The organism is Kitasatospora sp. NPDC001119 (assembly GCF_053598475.1).
The window spans coordinates 90,767-108,535 of record NZ_JBSFKI010000020.1; the positions used below are offsets into that span (position 1 = coordinate 90,767).

16 protein-coding genes and 1 tRNA gene are annotated in these 17,769 nt (G+C 73.1%); 3 read left to right on the forward strand and 14 right to left on the reverse strand.

From position 1 onward, the window contains the following. Window positions 1-28 precede the first annotated feature (28 nt). The 6 genes from ACWDD9_RS24630 to ACWDD9_RS24655 all read right to left on the reverse strand — a co-directional run bounded on the left by ACWDD9_RS24630 (window position 29) and on the right by ACWDD9_RS24655 (window position 6,789). Complete coding sequence (locus ACWDD9_RS24630; protein ID WP_259316613.1) at window positions 29-1,324, reverse strand: DUF445 domain-containing protein; 1,296 nt, start codon at window positions 1,322-1,324, stop codon at window positions 29-31. 91 nt (window positions 1,325-1,415) lie between these two features. After that, window positions 1,416-2,711 carry a nucleotide sugar dehydrogenase gene (locus tag ACWDD9_RS24635; RefSeq protein ID WP_049650311.1) on the reverse strand — a complete coding sequence of 432 codons (1,296 nt, stop codon included), beginning with the start codon at window positions 2,709-2,711 and terminating at the stop codon, window positions 1,416-1,418. Window positions 2,712-2,713: 2 nt separating this feature from the next. Continuing rightward, window positions 2,714-3,952 (reverse strand): glycosyltransferase family 2 protein, encoded by a 1,239-nt coding sequence (locus tag ACWDD9_RS24640; protein WP_053111993.1) that lies wholly within the window; start codon window positions 3,950-3,952, stop codon window positions 2,714-2,716. 169 nt (window positions 3,953-4,121) lie between these two features. Beyond that, a complete protein-coding gene (locus ACWDD9_RS24645) occupies window positions 4,122-5,084 on the reverse strand; it encodes an ABC transporter ATP-binding protein (protein WP_049650304.1) in 963 nt (320 codons plus the stop codon). Window positions 5,085-5,120: 36 nt separating this feature from the next. Continuing rightward, the gene (locus tag ACWDD9_RS24650) at window positions 5,121-5,999 is read right to left on the reverse strand and encodes an ABC transporter permease (RefSeq protein WP_449812670.1); all 879 of its coding nucleotides are present in this window, start codon (window positions 5,997-5,999) and stop codon (window positions 5,121-5,123) included. Next, window positions 5,992-6,789: an ABC transporter permease gene (locus ACWDD9_RS24655; RefSeq protein ID WP_074005053.1), complete on the reverse strand. Its 798-nt coding sequence runs from the start codon at window positions 6,787-6,789 to the stop codon at window positions 5,992-5,994. Before ACWDD9_RS24655 ends, ACWDD9_RS24650 begins: the two co-directional genes overlap by 8 nt. Before the next feature lie 273 nt (window positions 6,790-7,062). Between ACWDD9_RS24655 and ACWDD9_RS24660 the strand changes: the two genes are divergently transcribed. Beyond that, complete coding sequence (locus ACWDD9_RS24660) at window positions 7,063-9,408, forward strand: transglycosylase domain-containing protein (RefSeq protein WP_074005052.1); 2,346 nt, start codon at window positions 7,063-7,065, stop codon at window positions 9,406-9,408. Between the two features lie 19 nt (window positions 9,409-9,427). On the opposite strand, the gene ACWDD9_RS24665 is transcribed toward ACWDD9_RS24660, so the two are convergent. From ACWDD9_RS24665 to ACWDD9_RS24675, 3 genes are all read right to left on the reverse strand, one after another. Then, the gene (locus ACWDD9_RS24665; protein ID WP_049655696.1) at window positions 9,428-10,597 is read right to left on the reverse strand and encodes a winged helix DNA-binding domain-containing protein; all 1,170 of its coding nucleotides are present in this window, start codon (window positions 10,595-10,597) and stop codon (window positions 9,428-9,430) included. Window positions 10,598-10,734: 137 nt separating this feature from the next. After that, window positions 10,735-11,037, reverse strand: coding sequence for a GroES family chaperonin (locus ACWDD9_RS24670; protein ID WP_049655715.1), 303 nt, complete (start codon window positions 11,035-11,037; stop codon window positions 10,735-10,737). Between the two features lie 235 nt (window positions 11,038-11,272). Then, complete coding sequence (locus ACWDD9_RS24675; protein WP_049655697.1) at window positions 11,273-11,614, reverse strand: DUF3618 domain-containing protein; 342 nt, start codon at window positions 11,612-11,614, stop codon at window positions 11,273-11,275. A gap of 166 nt (window positions 11,615-11,780) precedes the next feature. Here ACWDD9_RS24675 and bcp point away from each other — a divergent pair, with 166 nt between their 5' ends. Further along, window positions 11,781-12,254 (forward strand): thioredoxin-dependent thiol peroxidase, encoded by a 474-nt coding sequence (gene bcp, locus ACWDD9_RS24680; protein ID WP_049655699.1) that lies wholly within the window; start codon window positions 11,781-11,783, stop codon window positions 12,252-12,254. 101 nt (window positions 12,255-12,355) lie between these two features. On the opposite strand, the gene ACWDD9_RS24685 is transcribed toward bcp, so the two are convergent. Then, complete coding sequence (locus tag ACWDD9_RS24685) at window positions 12,356-14,707, reverse strand: chitinase C-terminal domain-containing protein (RefSeq protein WP_449812694.1); 2,352 nt, start codon at window positions 14,705-14,707, stop codon at window positions 12,356-12,358. Between the two features lie 431 nt (window positions 14,708-15,138). On the opposite strand from ACWDD9_RS24685, the gene ACWDD9_RS24690 reads away from it, so the two are divergent. Then, window positions 15,139-15,222: transfer RNA gene (locus tag ACWDD9_RS24690), tRNA-Leu, on the forward strand. Between the two features lie 74 nt (window positions 15,223-15,296). Here ACWDD9_RS24690 and rdgB read toward each other — a convergent pair. From rdgB to ACWDD9_RS24710, 4 genes are all read right to left on the reverse strand, one after another. Next, entirely contained in the window at window positions 15,297-15,902 is a 606-nt protein-coding gene (rdgB, locus tag ACWDD9_RS24695; protein ID WP_074005051.1) for an RdgB/HAM1 family non-canonical purine NTP pyrophosphatase, read from the reverse strand. 31 nt (window positions 15,903-15,933) lie between these two features. Then, complete coding sequence (locus ACWDD9_RS24700) at window positions 15,934-16,323, reverse strand: hypothetical protein (RefSeq protein WP_049655703.1); 390 nt, start codon at window positions 16,321-16,323, stop codon at window positions 15,934-15,936. Window positions 16,324-16,592: 269 nt separating this feature from the next. Beyond that, window positions 16,593-17,318, reverse strand: coding sequence for a ribonuclease PH (rph, locus tag ACWDD9_RS24705; protein ID WP_049655704.1), 726 nt, complete (start codon window positions 17,316-17,318; stop codon window positions 16,593-16,595). A 129-nt stretch (window positions 17,319-17,447) separates the two neighbouring features. After that, window positions 17,448-17,681, reverse strand: coding sequence for a glucose PTS transporter subunit EIIB (locus ACWDD9_RS24710; RefSeq protein WP_030060521.1), 234 nt, complete (start codon window positions 17,679-17,681; stop codon window positions 17,448-17,450). Between the last annotated feature and the right edge of the window lie 88 nt (window positions 17,682-17,769).

A 17,769-nucleotide genomic window follows, 5' to 3' on the forward strand; every position in this document is an offset into this window, starting at 1 on the left:
GGCCCACGCCGGGGGCGCCGTCCCCGGATCACCCCCCGAGCGCGACCGCCACGGTGTGGATCAGCAGCCCGGCCAGGGCGCCGACCACGGTGCCGTTGATCCGGATGAACTGGAGGTCCCGGCCGACGTTGGCCTCGATCTTGCGGGAGGCGTCGTCGGCGTCCCAGCCCGCCACCGTCTCGGAGATCAGCGAGGTGATCTCGGTGCGGTAGGTGTCGACCAGGTACTGGGCGGCGTCCTGGAGCCAGCCGTCCACCTTGGCCTGGAGCTTGGGGTCGGTGGCCAGGCGCTCGCCGAAGCGGCGCACGCCGTCGCGGATGCGCCGGCGCAGTTCGCTGTCCTCGTCCTCGGCCGCGCCCATCACCAGGGTGCGCACGGCCGCCCAGGTGGAGTTGATCAGGTCCTGCACCTCGGGGCGGGCCAGCAGCTCGCCCTTGGCCCGCTCGACCCGGGCGATGGTCTCCGGGTCGGTCTGCAGCTCGGTCGCGAAGTCGGCGAGGAAGTTGTCGATCGCGCCGCGGGCCGGGTGGTCCGGGTCGTCCCGGATCTCGGTGACGAAGCGCATCAGCTCCTTGTAGACCCGCTCGCCGACCTGGTGGTCGATGAACCTGGGCGTCCAGCCCGGGGTCTTCTGGGTGACCTTCTGGACCACCTCCTCGTGGTTGGTGGTCAGCCAGCCGTGCGCCCGGACGGCGACCAGGTCCACCACCCCGTGGTGCCCGCCGTCCGCGACCACCTTGCCGAGCATCCGGCCCATCGGCTCGGCCACCGAGGTGGCCGCGGCCCGCCTGGTCACCGCCTCGGCGACCACCGCCCGCACGTCGTCGTCGCGGAGCACCGCGAGCAGGCCACGCAGCGCCGCCGAGGCCTCCTTGGTGACCCGCTCGGCGCTGCCCGGCGCGGCCAGCCACTCCCCCAGCCGGCGGCCGATGCCGAGCGCCGCCAGGCGGCCGCGGACCACGTGGCCGGAGAGGAAGTTCTCGCCGACGAAGTCGCCGAGCGAGCGGCCGAAGGCGTCCTTCTTGGTCGGGATGATCGCGGTGTGCGGGATCGGCAGGCCGAACGGCCGGCGGAACAGCGCGGTCACCGCGAACCAGTCGGCCAGCGCGCCGACCATGCCCGCTTCGGCGGCGGCCGCCACGTACCCGGCCCAGGGGCCGGCGCCGGCCGCCTTGGCCCAGGTGGCCAGGGCGAAGACCAGGGTCGCGAAGGCCAGCAGGCCGGTCGCGATGGTCTTCATCCGGCGGACGCCGCGTCTCTTCTCCTCGTCGGCCGCGGTGAACCGGACTCCGGGGCCGGTCCCGCTGAAGGCATCGTCACTCACCCCGCCAGTCTGCCCGTTGCCCGGCGCGGACGGGGGCGCGCATCGCGATCACGCGCCCCGGGGGCCTCACGGGGCCGGGCGAGGAGGGGCCTCACTCCCCGCCCAGCACCATCCGCCGCACCTCCGCGCCCGCCCATCGCTTCGGGTCCGTGCACCGCCGCCCGTCCAGCAGCACCCGCACCCCCGGCAGGTCCACCGGCGCCAGGTCCCGGTACTCCGGGTGGTCCGCCTGCAGCACCGCCGCCACCACCGGCTCCCCGCCGTACGGCGGCAGCCCGAGCGCCGCCAGCTCCTCCGCCTCGTACAGCGGGTCGCTGACGTACGGCCGCGCGCCCGCCGACCGCACCGCCTCGACCAGCGGGAACACCCCGGAGTACGCCGTCTCCTTGACCCCGCCCCGGTACGAGGCGCCGAGCACCAGCACGCCCTGCCCGGCGATCCCGCCCGGCACCGCGCCCGCCAGCACGCCCACCGCGTACCCCGGCACCGCCAGGTTGGCCTCGCGCGCCGCCCGGACCACCGTCGCCCCCGGGTCGTTCCACAGGTACAGCCGCGGGTACACCGGGATGCAGTGCCCGCCGACGGCGATGCCCGGCCGGTGCAGGTGGCTGTACGGCTGCGAGTTGCAGGCGTCGGCGATCTCCGCGAAGTCCACCCCGACCTCGTCCGCGTAGCGGGCGAACTGGTTGGCCAGCGCGATGTTCACGTCCCGGTACGTCGTCTCGGCGAGCTTGCTGAACTCGGCCGCCTCCACCGAGGCCAGCTCCCAGACGCCGTTGGGCCGGGGCAGGTCGGGGCGCGGGTCGAAGTCCAGCACCGCCCGGTAGAACTCGGCGCCGCGCCGGGTGGAGGACGCGTCCAGGCCGCCGACCAGCTTGGGGTAGCGCCGCAGGTCCGCGAAGACCCGTCCGGTGCGGACCCGCTCCGGACTGAACACCAGCGCGAAGTCCGTCCCGGCCGCGAGCCCCGACCGGGCCGACAGCCGCGGCGCCCAGCGCTCCCTGGTGGTGCCGACCGGCAGGGTGGTCTCGTAGCTGACCAGGGTGCCCCGGCGCAGCCCGGCCGCGACGGCGTCGGTGGCCGCGTCCAACAGGGCGAAGTCCGGGCTGCCGTCGGCGGCGGTGACCAGCGGGACGACCACGACGACGGCCTCGGCCCGGGCGACCGCGGCCGCGGTGTCGGTGGTGGCCCGCAGCAGGCCCTCGGCGACGACCCGCTTGAGCGCCTGGTCCAGGCCCGCCTCCCGGGGGAACGGCGGCACGCCCCGGTTGACGCTGTCCACCACGCCCGGCGCGATGTCCGCGCCGGTCACCCGGTGGCCCTTCAGCGCGAACTGCACCGCCAGTGGCAGGCCCAGCTTGCCCAGCCCGACCACGCAGACGTCCAGGCTCATCCCCGTCCTCCGTTCACCGAGTCGGCCAGCCGGCGCCACGCCGGGTTCCTCCGCAGCCCGCGCCGCACCTGCTCCGGAACGAGACCGCGCCACAGCTGCCGCGCCAGGTCCAGCGGCCCGGCGGCCGCCTCGACCTCCGCCACCGCCGCCTCCTCGCGCAGCAGGAACAGCTCGTCCGGCAGACCGAGCCGGGCGTCCCGGAACGCCGGGTAGCCCGCGTACTGCCGCCGTCCGTCCACCACCACCGGCGGATCGCCGTGCGCCGCCTCGTAGCGGACCTGGTCGCGCAGCGCCTCCGGCCGTACCGCGCAGGCGAGTTCGAGCCGCACCCGCTCGGCGACCGGCAGCCGGTGGTACACCTCGCGGGCACCGAACCGCTCGACCAGCCGGGCGGTCTCGACGCACACCCGCTCCTGCATGTCCGCGGTCAGCAGCAGGAAGCCCTCCCGCAGCAGCCGCGGCACGTCCCAGCCGAAGCTGCGGGCCCGGATGGCGTCCAACTCCTCGCCCGGCTCGGCCAGTTCGACGGCCACCTGCTGCAGCGCGGCGATCCCGCGCAGCCGGTCCAGCACCCCGGCCCGCTCGGTGACGTTGCCCCGGTCCTCGCGCAGCACCAGGAAGTAGCAGTCGTAGGAGGCGAGGACGGACACCCTGGCCGCCCGCAGGCAGGCCTCCAGGGTGAACGGCTGGTCCGAGAAGACCTTCAACCCCTCGTCGCGGCGCAGCCCGTGGCGCCGGACGAGGTCGAGCCGGAACAGCTTGGTGTCGGCCAGCGCCCAGGCCAGCGCGGAGTCGGCGAAGCCCACCGACTCGGCGTCGGCGTGGAAGATCCCCTGCGGCACCAGCCGCCCGTTCACCCCGACCTGCTTGGGCACCACCACGTCCGAGCCCCAGGCGTCGGCGGCCGTGACCAGCCGCTCCAGCGCCTCCTCGCCGAGCCAGTCGTCCGCGCCGAGGAACAGCACGTAACGGCCGCGGGCCAGCTCCAGGCCGCGGTTGGTCGGGCCGGCCGGGCCGCCCGAGTTGGACTGGTGCACCACCGTGAACAGCCCGGGGTGGCGGGCGGCGTACTCGTCCAGCAGCTCCCCGCCGCCGTCCGTGGAGCCGTCGTCCACCGCCACCACCTCCAGCCGCCCCGGCGCCAGGGACTGCCCGACCAGCGAGTCCAGGCAGGCGGTGAGGTACGGCATGGTGTTGTAGACCGCGACCACCACGGTCACGTCGGGTACGGCCATCGGGTGGCGGGCCTCCGGTTCCGGACATCGGCGAGTGATGCCGGGTCAACTCACGGTGGGGGCCGGGGGTCACGACGATCACCCACACCGGTGACGCGGAACAGAACGCACCCCCGGTCGTCGCACGGGTGAGCGACGGCCGGGAGGGCGAACCAGGCCCCGGCACCCGTCAGCCGATCGCGACCTCCGCGTACATCCGGGCGATCACGTCCTCGATGGCCGGCTCGCGCACCGACAGGTCCACCAGCGGGTAGCGCGCGGCGACCGCCGCCACGATCGGCGCGGCGCTCTCCTGGGCCGGGAAGGCCAGCCACTGGCGCGGCCCCTCGACCCTGGTGACCCGGGCCCCGGGCACCTCGACCGGGTGCCCGAGTTCCTGCGCGAGGTCCACCACCAGCGTCCGCTCGCTGCGGCCGGTGGCGTGCAGCCCCTCCAGCCCGCCGTCGTACACCAGCCGGCCGTGGTCGATCACCATCACCCGGCCGCAGAGCTGCTCGATGTCGGTCAGGTCGTGGGTGGTGAGCAGCACGGTGGTGCCCCGGTCCCGGTTGACCTCGCGCAGGAACTCCCGCACCCGGCCCTTGCTGACCACGTCCAGGCCGATGGTCGGCTCGTCCAGGTAGAGCACCCGGGGGTCGTGCAGCAGCGCCGCCGCGAGGTCGCCGCGCATCCGCTGGCCGAGCGAGAGCTGGCGCACCGGGGTGTCCAACAGCCCGCCGAGGTCGAGCAGTTCGACGCAGCGGTCGAGGTTCTCGCGGTACCGGGCGTCGGGGATCCGGTAGATCCGGCGGGCGAGCTCGAAGGAGTCGCGCAGCGGCAGGTCCCACCAGAGGGTGGTGCGCTGGCCGAAGACGACGCCGATCCGGCGGGCCAGCGCGACGCGCTCCCGGGCCGGGTCGACCCCGGCCACCCGCAGCCGTCCGGAGCTGGGGACGAGGATGCCGGTGAGCATCTTGATGGTGGTGGACTTGCCGGCCCCGTTGGGCCCGATGTAGCCGACGCACTCGCCGGCCTCGACGGTGAAGCCGAGCCCGTCCACCGCGCGGACCTCGCGCCTGGCCCGGCTGAACCGGCCGGTGCGGGTCCGCACGGTGAAGGTGCGGTGGACGTCCTGCAGTTCGATCAGTGCCATGGGGTTCCTCACGAAGCGAAGCGAAGCGGCGGGGGTTCAGCTGCCGGTGCCGCGGTAGGCGCGCAGCCCGGCCCGCCAGGCGAGTCCGGCGGCGAGGACGCAGACCGCGGCGGCCACCGGGGAGGCGAACTGGAAGGCGGTGGGCAGGCCGAGCGGGTCGGGCCGGTCGAGGATGCGCAGCGTGGGCAGCCAGTTGACGAAGGCCAGCGGGACGCCGAAGACCACCGCGGCGACCAGCTCCTTGGCGAAGATCGTCGGCGGGTAGTGCAGCAGGGTCGCGCCGCCGTAGGTGAAGGAGTTCTGGATCTCCTTGGACTCGCCCCACCAGAACTGGACGGTGGCGCCGCCGACGTAGACCGCGCCGAAGATGACGGTGCCGCAGAGCAGCAGGACGGGCACCAGCAGCACCCGGTCCCAGGTCCAGTGCACGTCCAGGGCGGTCAGCGACCAGACCAGCACGGCGACGGCCTGGAGCGGGCGGCCGAGCCGGCGCAGCGTGAAGCGCTCCGCGCACAGCTGGGAGAGCGCGGGCGCGGGCCGGATCAGCATGGTGTCCAGCGAGCCGCTCCGGATCCGCGCGCCCAGGCCCTCGGCCGAGCCGACCAGCAGGTTGGCCGTGCCGAGCGAGAAGGCCGCGGTGGCGTAGAGGAAGGCCGTCTCCGGCAGGCTCCAGCCGCCGAGCCGGTCGGTGTGCCGGAACATGATCACCAGCACCACGAAGTCGAGGGAGTGGGTGACCAGGCTGGCCACCAGGTTCAGGGCGAAGGAGGCCCGGTAGGCCATCATCGAGCGCATCCACATCCGGGCGCAGAGCCACCAGGAGCGCAGCGCCCAGGCGGTGCGGGGCCCGAGGGGCTCGCGGGGCCCGAAGGAGTCGCGGGGCCCGAGGGGCTCCCGTACGAGCTGCTCAGCCACCCTGCACCACCACCCTGCGGGTGGCCAGCCACTGGGCGCCCCGCCCGGCGGCGAGCAGCACCGCCGCCCAGCCGAGCTGGAAGCCGAGCGCCCCGAGCAGCGCGGCGCCGCCGGTCCGCTCCAGGAAGACGTCGGTGGGGACGTTCACCAGGGCCGACCAGGGCAGCACCCGGCCGAGGTCGCCGAGCCAGCCGGGGAACAGCGCGACCGGCAGCAGCATCCCGGAGAAGAACATCGAGACCACCAGCATCACCGAGCGCACCCCCTCCGAGTCGTGCAGCCAGAAGCCGGTGATCGAGACCAGGAAGCGCAGCCCGAAGCTGACGATCACCGCGAGCAGCGCGGAAAGCAGGAAGAACGCCCAGGTCAGCGGGTGTTCGGGCAGCCGGATGCGGAACACCAGCGCGCCGATCAGCATCGGCACGGTGCCGCGCACCAGCGCCTGGAAGCCGGCCCGGCCGAGGTCGGAGGCCAGCCACCAGCCCTGGAAGTCGACCGGGCGGTAGAGGTCGACGGCGATGTCGCCGCTGCGGAAGCGGTCCTGGAGGTCGTCCTGGAAGCCGCCGCCCCACACCGCGACGGTGACCAGCAGGCTCTGGCTGACCCAGATGTACGTGACGGCCTGGCTCTGGTCGTAGCCGCCGAGGCCGGGGCGGGCCTGCCAGAGGGCGAGGAAGGAGGAGGCCAGGATGATGCCGAAGACGGTGTTGGTGAAGGTGCCGGCCACGGTGGCGGCCCGGTAGGTGGAGTAGCGGCGGAAGGCGCCGCGGGCGACGGCGGCGTAGAGCATATTGTCTCCTTGTCGACAAATGTGGGCAGAGGGAGGCGCCCCTCGACATCCGCGCACGCCCCAGCGGCTCCGACCGGCCGTACCCGGGGGGTGCCGGGCCTGGCGGGCGGAGCTGCGGAAGTCGGTGCGCCGGAAAGCCGGTGCACTGGAAGGCCAGTGCGCCGAAAAGTCGGTGCGCTATGCGGTTTTCACCTTTCACCGTACCTCCGGCCCGCACCACCCGCACCCGGTTTTTCCGACCTGAGCCGACGTCAAATAGCAGATAATCTCGGCATGACCTTGAGCACCCGCCGCCAGGCCAAACGGGCCGCCCGCCGCGAGGCCCGCCGCGCCCTCCCGCTCTGGCGCCGGCTCCTGCCCACCTGGCGGATCACCCTCGGCACCCTCACCGCGCTGCTCCTGCTCGCCGCCGGCGGCTTCGCCGTGCTCTACGTCATCGTCCCGGTGCCCGACCCCAACGCCCACGCCGTCGCCCAGAACAACATCTACCTCTACGCCGACGGCACCACCGAGATCGCCCGCACCGGCGCCGTCAACCGCACCGACGTCACCATCGACCAGATCCCGCTCCCGACCCAGCAGGCCGTCGTCTCCGCCGAGGACCGCACCTTCTACCAGAACCGCGGCATCGACCTGAAGGGCATGCTCCGGGCCGGCTGGAACACCCTGCTCGGCAAGGGCATGCAGGGCGGCTCCACCATCACCCAGCAGTACGTCAAGAACTACTACCTCACCCAGGACCGCACCATCGAGCGCAAGGGCCGCGAACTGCTCATCGCCCTCAAGGTCGACCAGCAGCGCGACAAGCGCGAGATCCTCGCCGGCTACCTCAACAGCAGCTACTTCGGCCGCGGCGCCTACGGCATCCAGAGCGCCGCCCACGCCTACTACGGCGTCGACGTCTCCCAACTCACCCTCGGCCAGGGCGCCTACCTCGCCTCCCTGCTCCAGGCCCCCAGCCTCTACGACGTCAAGACCGCCACCCCCGCCAACCGCGAGAAGGCCGTCGCCCGCTGGAACTACGCCCTCGACGGCATGGTCCAACTCGGCTTCCTCACCCCCGCCGACCGCGCCGCCACCACCTTCCCCGACCCGATCGACCCCCAGCCCGCCACCGGCCTGGCCGGCCAGGCCGGCTACCTGGTCGGCGTCGCCGACGACTACCTCGTCTCCTCCGGCACCATCGACGCCGCCACCCTCAAGGCCGGCGGCTGGCGCATCACCACCACCTTCGACAAGCCCCGGCAGGACGCCTTCGCCAAGGCCGTCCAGGAGCAGCTCACCGGCGAACTCGACCCCCAGGCCCGCCCCACCACCGACACCGACGTCCGGGTCGCCGGCGCCTCCGTCGAACCCGCCACCGGCCGGGTCGTCGCCGTCTACGGCGGCCCCGACTACGCCAAGCAGCCCTACAACGACGCACTGCGCCAGGACAACCAGATCGGCTCCACCTTCAAGCCCATCGACCTCGCCGCCGGCCTGGTCGCCCAGCACGACCTCGACGGCCGCCCGATCACCACCGAGTCCCGCTACGACGGCACCAGCGAACGCCCCGTCACCGGCGGCCCCACCCCCTACGCCCCGCCCAACGAGGACGGCGTCGACTACGGCAACATCACCCTGCGCTACGCCATGGTGAAGTCCGTCAACTCCGTGTACGCCCAGGAGGGCGTGGACGCCGGACTCGCCCGCGTCCGGGAGACCGCCGTCAGACTCGGCATCCCCGACAGCGTCCGCGGCATGGACCCGGCCAACACCTCGATGACCCTCGGCACCGCCACCCCCAGCGCCCTCGACCTGGCCGGCGCCTACGCCACCCTCGCCGACCACGGCCAGGCGCACACCCCCTGGTCCGTCCTCAAACTCGAACGCGTCAACCCCGGCGGCGCCGTCGACGTCCCCAAGATGCCCGAGCACAACCCCACCGACGCCCTCGACCGGGAGATCGCCGACTCCGTCACCGACGTGCTGCGCGACGTCATCAGCCCGCGCGGCACCGGCGCCGCCGCCCTCGACCTCGGCCGCCCCGCCGCCGGCAAGACCGGCACCACCGACTCCAACCTCTCCGCCTGGTTCGCCGGCTACACCCCCGAACTCGCCACCACCGTCGGCCTGTTCCGGGAGAACCCGAAGACCCACGCCAAGGAACCGCTGGCCGGCACCGCCGGACTCAGCCGGATCAACGGCGGCGCCTTCCCCACCCGGATCTGGACCGCCTACACCGCCGCCGCCCTCGACGGCACCCCCACCCAGGACTTCGACCTCCGGACCGGGCACGGCGCCACCACCGCCACCCCCTGGCCCGGCGTGTCCGCTAGCAGCAGCCCCAGCGCCACCACCCCGACCACCGCCCCGGCCGCCGGCGGCGAACCCGCCACCACCGACCCGGCCCCCGGCACGCCCGCCGGCCACACGCCCAGCGCCCCCGCCGCCACCGGCCAGCCCCCCACCGGCCCCAACACCCCCAGCCCGCAGGCCACCAGGCCGACGACCACCGACCCGGAGCAGCCCAGCCCCACCCCGAAGCCCACCCTGGTCCAGCCGACCCGCCCCACGGCCCTGCCCAGTGCCACCGGCGGCCCCGCGAGCCACCCGGTGCCGCCGCCCCCGACGCCCTGAGCCCCCGATCGGCTCCCGGTCAGCCCCTGAGCTCCTTCTCCAGCGGGGTGCGGAACCGCGGCGTCACCCGCACCTCGCCCAGCCAGCCCGCCAACCGCTCCGCCTCCGCCGCGACCGCCCGCTCCGCCTCCGCCCCGGCCCCCCGGAACAGCCGCCACACCACCTCGCCGTCCGCGCGCTGTGTCCAGCCGCCCACCACCTCGCCGCACCACCACACCGTCGGCCCGGCGTTGCCCGCCCGGTCGAACAGCGCCGGCACGTCCTCCGGCCGCAGGTACCAGTCCCGCCCGCGCCAGCCCATCACCGCCGGGTCCAGCGCGGGCAGCAGCGCCGCCCACGGCTCCGGCTCCGCCACCGGCCCCTCGTCCCCCGGCAGCACCAGGGCGGGCGCCCCGCCGGCCAACGCCACGTCCAGCGCCCCGAGATCGGCCAGCGCCCGGCGGACGTCCCCCAGCGTCCAGCCCGTCCACCACTTCACGTCCTCGACCGTCGCCGGCCCGTACGCCGCCAGCCAGCGCCGCACCACCTCGGCCTTCGCCTCCCGCACCGGCACCTCCGGCCACTGCGGCACCAGCGCCCACGGGTAGCTGCTGCTCAGCCACGACCCGCGCGGACGGCAGCGGCGCACGTGCCCGTCCGAGGCCAGCAGCCGCAGCAGCCGGCTGCCCACGCTCTGCCGCGCCTCGTACGCCTTGCCCGCCGACATCAGCATCGTCTCGCGCAACTGCGGTACGTCCTCGGAGAGTTCCTTGGTCGTCGCCTCGCCGCGCCCGGCCAGCGCGGCCAGCACCTCGCGCTCCGCCTCCGCCAGCCGGGCCTCGTCCCAGCCCTCGGCGTGGTCCCGCAGGTGCTTCAGCAGCGTCGCCCGCTCCTTCGCCGCGATCGCCCGCGCCGCCGCCGAACTCACGTACGGGGCCAGGCCCTCCGTCACCGCGAAGATCGTCCGCCGCATCGACAGCAGCTTCACCAGCGAGACGTCCTCGTACAGCGCCCGGTCCACCTCCGCCGCCGAGGGCTCGGCCAGCCTCGCGCAGGCCGACAGGTACACCGTGGCCGCGTCCGTCGCGTGCAGCCCGACCACCGCGTCGGCCACGTCCTCCACCCGCGCCGCCCGCACCGACGGCGCCAGCAGCTGACGCCGCCCCAGCCTGGCCCGACGCTCCCCGTCCCCGATCACCGGCACACTCATGCCGGGACCCTAGCGCGCGGCACCGACAACGCCCCCGACCCCCGCGGCGGACCGCCATGTCGCGGACCCCCGCCGCGAAAGCACGGTGCCCCCGACCCGGGTCGGGGGCACCTCAGGGCACGGAGCGGATCAGACCGTCACAGGTACAGCCCGGTCGAGCCCTCCGTGTCGCCGAAGCGGGTGGCGGCGACGGCGTGCAGGTCGCGCTCGCGCAGCAGCACGTAGGTGGCGCCGCGGACCTCGACCTCCAGCTTGTCCTCCGGGTCGTACAGCACCCGGTCGCCGGGCTCCACCGAGCGCACGCTCTGGCCCACCGCGACGGCCTCCGCCCAGGTACAGCGCTTGGACAGCTCCGCCGTGGCCGGGATCAGGATGCCGCCGGTCGAACGGCGCTCGCCCTCGCCGCCCTCGATCCGCACCAGCACGCGGTCGTGCAGCATCCGGATCGGCAGCTTCTCGCCGAGCCGGTCGTGGCGGGCGGGCTCCTGCGCGTCGTCGGAGCGCGTCGGTTCGTGGTTCGTACTCACGGTCCCGAAGGTACCTCCCCCGGGCGCGGGGCGTGACGCTGGCCCGGTATCCGGAAGGCCCGGCAGGCGGAGCGCCGGGCGCGCGGAAGCCCGGGCACGCGAAAGGCCGGGCACCCGTCGCGCCCGGCCCCGCCGTCCCGCTGTGCGCTCAGCCCTTGCGGCGCTTGCGCGCCGAGGCGACCAGCAGCACCAGGCCCACGCCGACCAGCGCGGCCGGGACGATCCGCTCGCGGCGCGGCTGCCCCTTCTCGTCCACGAACTGCGCCCGGACCTTCTCCACCACGCCGCTGGCGGCCACGTACGCCCGGGCGGTCTTCTCCTCGACGGCGGCCACCGCCTTGGCCTTGACCTGGGCGGTCACCGTGCTCGGGTGGACGCGGACGGCCAGCTCGTCCAGGGTCGACGCCAGCCGGTCACGCGTCCGCTCGATGTCCGCCTCGATCTGGGCGGTCGTCCGCGCCGACTTGTCCTGCGTGCTCGCCTCGCCCACTCGGGCCACCCCATTCACTCGCCGATGTTGTTCCATCCGATCCCTGCGATCGGTGCGACTGACCCAGTGTGTCAGCTGCCGCACACGGTCGCGCGGCCCCACCCACCATCGGAGGTAAGTTTGCCGTGGTACGACCGCCCGTCCCAGCATCCAGGAGAGTACGACCGTGAGTGAGCGTCTCCAGCCCGGCGACACCGCGCCCGCCTTCAGCCTGTCCGACGCCGACGGCAACCAGGTGTCCCTCGCCGACCACGCGGGCCGCAAGGTCATCGTCTACTTCTACCCCGCCGCCCTGACGCCCGGCTGCACCAAGCAGGCCTGCGACTTCACCGACAACCTGGAGGTCCTCGCGGACGCCGGCTACGACGTCATCGGCATCTCCCCGGACAAGCCGGAGAAGCTCGGCAAGTTCCGCGAGGCCGAGAACCTCAAGGTCACCCTGCTGTCCGACCCGGACAAGGAGGTGCTGGAGGCGTACGCCGCCTTCGGCGAGAAGCAGAACTACGGCCGCACGTACCTGGGCGTCATCCGCTCCACGATCGTCGTGGACGAGCACGGCAAGGTCGAGCACGCGTTCTACAACGTGCGGGCCACCGGCCACGTCGCCAAGCTGCTGCGCGACCTCAAGGTCGGCGCGTAAGCGTCGGCGCGTAAGCACGGCCGGAACGACGAAGCGGTGGCGGCACACCCCCCGACCGGGTGCACCGCCACCGCCGTCCTCACCTCAGCGGACCGCCCTGATCAGCAGGTCCCGAGGTCGCTCCAGACGCCCCACGAGCCGCTGGCCGCGGGGTCGTCGCCCTTGGTCCACCACTTGTTCTGGTAGTAGTGGCCCTTCCACGAGACCTTGGTGGGCGTCGCGTAGGTGGTGCCGGCGTCCCAGCTCGGGGCGGCCGCGCAGGTGCCCGAGGTCGGGGTCGCGGTCGGCGTCGGCGTCCCGGTCGGGGTGGCCGTCGGCGTGCCGGTCGGCGTGCCCGTGGGGGTCGGCGTCGGGGTGGCCGTCTGCGACGGCGTCGGGGTCGGCGTGCCGCCGTCCACCGCGCCGCGGGTCAGGTCGCCCTTGATCCCGTACAGCGTGCCGCCCACGTTGACCGTCCAGTTCGACGGCGTGGACACCGGCAGGTAGTAGACGAAGTCCATGTCGATCGAGGCGCCCGGCGCCAGCGACTGCCAGCCCGGCAGCTTGACCGACACCCGGTTGTAGGTGCCCTTCAGGCCGCCCACGTTGCCCGGGCCCGGGTTGTCCTGCTTGATGACCTGGAGGCCGAAGCCGGACTGGTCCTTGGCGTTGCCCGGGGCCGAGTTGCCGTAGTCGAACTGGAACTCGGTGCCGCCCGGCAGGGTCAGCGTCGAGTTGTTGACGATGTGCAGCTTCGGGTTGATCGGGTAGTTCGAGTCGCCCAGCGCGAAGTTGGTGAACGACACGTCGATCGGCAGGGTCTGCTGCGGCAGCGCGGTCGTCGCGCGGACCGCGCCGTACGGGGCCGCCGACTTGAACTTGTCGTACATCAGCGAGGTCAGCGTCGAACCGGGCACGTACTCGCCCTTGCCGCCGTTGGCGGCCGCGTCCCACTTGTAGTCGCCCGCGAGCTCCCAGATCATCGCGCCGCCGGCGCCCTGGTTGACGATGTAGTCCGCCTTGGCGCCCACCGACTGCTCGTCCTCGGTGGAGAGGAACACCTTCTTGGCGTCGTTCCACAGCCACGGCGCCACCAGCGCGGAGCTGTAGTTGCGGGTGTAGGTGCCCTGCAGCGCGGTGTCGGAGACGCCGTACTTGGCCAGGTAGTCGGGCAGGATGCCCTTCTCCAGGTTCTTGGCGTGCCACATCGGGTTCGACCCGGCCGGGGACTCCTTGCCCGCGTCGTCCTTGTCGTTCCAGATGTTGTCGATGCCGACCGCGCCGTCACCGCAGGCCGTCAGGCCGGAGCCGGCCGGGCAGGTGGTCGCCGAGGCGGTGCCCCAGAGGCCGTTGGTGCCGCCCTGCACGTTCTTGAAGCCGCGGGTGTAGTACGGCAGGCCGACGTTGATCCGGCCTCCCGGCATCGAGCCGCGGAAGTAGTGGTACGACCAGTCGGCGTTCAGGTAGCCGATGCCGCCGTACTGCCCGGTGCCGTAGACGTTGGCGGCGGCCAGCTCGCCGTCCTTGCCGTCGTCGTACAGCGAGGCGTTCGGGCCGACGTACTTGTTCCAGGCGCCGTGCAGGTCGTACGACATGATGTTGACGTAGTCCAGGTACTTCGCCACCTGGAAGGTCTCCATGCCGCGCAGCAGGTAGCCGGAGGACGGGGCGGCGACCGACAGCAGGTAGTGCCTGCCGTCGGCGGCGCCGGCCTTGTCCAGGCTCTCGCGCAGGGTCTTCATCAGCGCCGCGTAACCCTTGGCCAGCGAACCGCGCTTGGCGTTGGCGAGCTGCCAGTCCAGCGGGTTGCCGGCGTCCTTCATCGAGGTCGGGTACTCGTAGTCGACGTCGACGCCGTTGAAGCCGTACTTGCGGATGAAGTCGACCGAGGAGGCGGCGAAGGTGTCGATGCCGGCCTGGTTGACGCTGCCGTCCGGGTTGACGGTCATCGAGTAGAAGCCGCCGGAGTTGACGCGCTTGCCGTCGTCCCCGAAGTAGCCGCCGGTCTCGGTCCAACCGCCCACCGAGATCAGGGTCTTGACGTTCGGGTACTGCTTCTTGAACTTCGCCAGCAGGTTGAAGTGGCCCTTGTACGGCAGGCTCGGGTCCAGCTCGGCGCCGGGGACGCCGGGGAAGGAGATCCCGGTGGCCTCGTTGGTCGGGCCGTCGGTGCCGACCGAGAGCTTGTTGTCGCCGCCGACGTGGCCGAAGGCGTAGTTGAGGTGGGTGACCTTGTCCCAGGGGATGTCGGTCGCCAGGTACGGGGCGTCGCCGTTCTTGCCGGTGCGCCAGCCGGTGAAGTAGCCGATGATGCGGCGCTGGTGGTCCGCGCCCATCTTCTCGCGCCCGCTGGTGTCGTAGACGGAGCAGTACGGGACGTCCACGCCGGGCGTCTGGTACAGGCCGTCGGGCCGACAGGCCGCGTTGTCGACGGCCGCCGACGCCTGCGAGGGCGCCGCACCCAGCGTCGCCATCAGCAGTCCGGCCAACGAGGCCGCCGCGAGCGAGGCCACACCGGCGCGGGCCGCCGGGCTCTTCCGGCGGTGCGCGGCGGTGGGACGCCGCTCCGCCGTGTTTCGGATCAACACTCGGTCCTCCAGGAGAGAGTGTCGGCGCGTGCCTGTGGGGGAGCACGCACGTGGGGGTTGCAATTGGCGGAGAAGCTATGTGGTCTGAACCACATAGGTCAATAGGTCTGTACCAATTGGTAATCAACAGCCAAACATCACAGGTCGGGAGCGCGCGACATCCAGTCAGCCCCCTGGCCGAAACCCACTCCCGGCACCCCCGGGGCGACCCGACGGACCCGGCGCCACCGCCGCCGCGGGGCCCGGACGCGGCACCGGCGGGGCGACGGCGGAAGTCGCTGTCCCCACACTCGGCGAAGCCCTAGACTGGTCGCCATGCGGCCTTGGCGGAATTGGCAGACGCCTGGGTTTTAGGTGCCCATGGGAGAAATCCCGTGAGGGTTCGAGTCCCTCAGGCCGCACTGGCCTTAAATTCGAAGGCCCGCCCCGAGAGTGATCTCGGGGCGGGCCTTCGACGTGTCCGCCGGACGGGGTGTCAGGCGATGAGGTCCTTCACGACCGGGGCGAGGGCGCGGAAGGCCTTGCCGCGGTGGCTGATGGCGTTCTTCTCGTCGGCGGTGAGCTCCGCGCAGGTGCGGGTCTCGCCGAGGGGCTGGAGGATCGGGTCGTAGCCGAAGCCGCCGTCGCCGGCCGGGGCGGTGCGCAGGGTGCCGAGGAGGCGGCCCTCGACGACGCGCTCGGTGCCGTCGGGGAGGGCGAGGGCGGCGGCGCAGAAGAAGTGGGCGCCGCGGTGCGGCTCGGCGATGTCGGAGAGCTGGGCGAGCAGCAGGTCGAGGTTGGCGCGGTCGTCGCCGTGCTTGCCGGACCAGCGCGCGGAGAAGATGCCGGGCGCGCCGTTCAGCACGTCCACGCAGAGGCCGGAGTCGTCGGCGACGGCGGGCAGGCCGGTGGCGCGGGCCAGGGCGTGGGCCTTGAGCAGGGCGTTCTCGGCGAAGGTGACGCCGGTCTCGGGGACGTCCGGGATCTCCGGGTAAGCGTCGGCGCCGACGAGTTCGACGTCCAGGCCGGCGTCCGCCAGGATGGCGCGGAGCTCGGTGACCTTGTGCTGGTTGCGGGTGGCGAGGATCAGGCGGGTGGACATATCGCCCACCCTACCGAGTGGCCGGAGGCGGTCAGCCGGTGCAGAGCGAGGTGAGGTTGCCGGCCGCGTTGCCGAGCGGCTTGAGGTCCGGGACCTCGTTCCTGTCCGCCGCCCGCTGCACGTTCTCGACCTGCTTCTGCAGATCGGTCACGGCCTTGGCGACGTCGGTGTTCTTGGAGTTCTTCCCGACCTGGTCGAGGTCGTTCTTGAGCTTCTGCAGGGCCTTCCCGGCGGCCGCCGAGTCGTTGCTCGCGTTGTCGTACGCCTGGGTGACGTCGGCGAGGTCGCCGGTGATCCTCACGGCGGTGTTGCCGCAGTCGAGCGCCTTCTGGGCGGCGGAGCAGCTCACCATGCTGAGCGGGAGGATCGCGATGAGTCCGGCCACGGCGAGGGCGGCGGGGCGGGCGATGCTCGACGGCATCCGATCCTCCTGGGGGGCGCGGGTTCCGTGGGGTGGGACGCGCGCAGAGGGGTGCGCGGTTCCCGCAGCGGGGGTGCTGCGGGAACCGTACGGTCTCCGGACCCGGCCTGTACAGCAGGCCGACCGTCAGGTCGACCCTTCGGCGGGCCGTTCGCCCCGCGGCCCCACCCGCGGCCCGTACGCGCGTCCGTACCGGTCCGAACGGCCGTCCCCACCCACGGGTTGACCGTCCGTCCGTTCCGCTCCACGGCCGCGGGGCCCTCGCCGGTTCAGCCTTCCAGGGCCTTGCGCTGGATCTCGTCGAGCTCCGCGCAGCCGAGGCTGCCGAGGTCGAGCAGCCGGTCGAGCAGCTCGCGGTCGAACGGGGCGCCCTCGGCGGTGCCCTGGACCTCGACGAAGCGGCCGTCGGAGGTGCAGACGATGTTCATGTCGGTCTCGGCGCGCACGTCCTCCTCGTACTGGAGGTCGAGCATCGGGACGCCGTCGATGATGCCGACGCTGACGGCGCTGACGCCGCCGGTGATCGGCTGGCCCTTGGCGCGCAGCAGCTTCTTGTCGCGGGCCCAGGCGACGGCGTCGACCAGGGCGACGTAGGCGCCGGTGATGGCGGCGGTGCGGGTGCCGCCGTCGGCCTGGAGGACGTCGCAGTCGAGGACGATGGTGTTCTCGGCGAGCGCGCGGTGGTCGACCACGGCACGCAGCGAGCGGCCGATGAGCCGGCTGATCTCGTGGGTGCGGCCGCCGATGCGGCCCTTGACGGCCTCGCGGTCGCCGCGGGTGTTGGTGGCGCGCGGGAGCATGGAGTACTCGGCGGTGACCCAGCCCTCGCCGCTGCCCTTGCGCCAGCGGGGCACGCCCTCGGTGACGCTGGCGGTGCACAGCACCTTGGTGTCGCCGTAGGAGATGAGGACGGAGCCTTCGGCGTGCTTGCTCCAGCCCCGTTCGATGGTGATCGGGCGGAGCTGGTCGGGGGTGCGGCCGTCGATGCGTGACATAGGCACTGAGCGTAGTCGCTCCGGGGGGCCGCTTCCGGAGGCGAGCCGGAGAGGGCCGGGACGCGCCACGGCCCGCCGTCCCCCTGAGCGGGTCGGCGGGCCGGGCGGGCTGAACCTGGGTGGTTCAGCTCACATCATGTCCTCGATGTCGGCGGCGATCGGGTCGGCGTCGGTGCCGATGACGACCTGGATCGCGGTGCCCATCTTCACGACGCCGTGGGCGCCGGCGGCCTTGAGGGCGGCCTCGTCGACCAGGGAGGCGTCCTTGACCTCGGTGCGCAGGCGGGTGATGCAGCCCTCGACCTCTTCGATGTTGTCGATGCCGCCCAGACCGGCGACGATCTTCTCAGCCTTGCTGGCCATCTGGTTTCTCCCTCTGTCTCGGCCCTTCGGCGGCTCTGCCGGGTGCCGTCCTGCGCTGGTGCTGGGTGTCCCTCGACCGTCGTGCGGT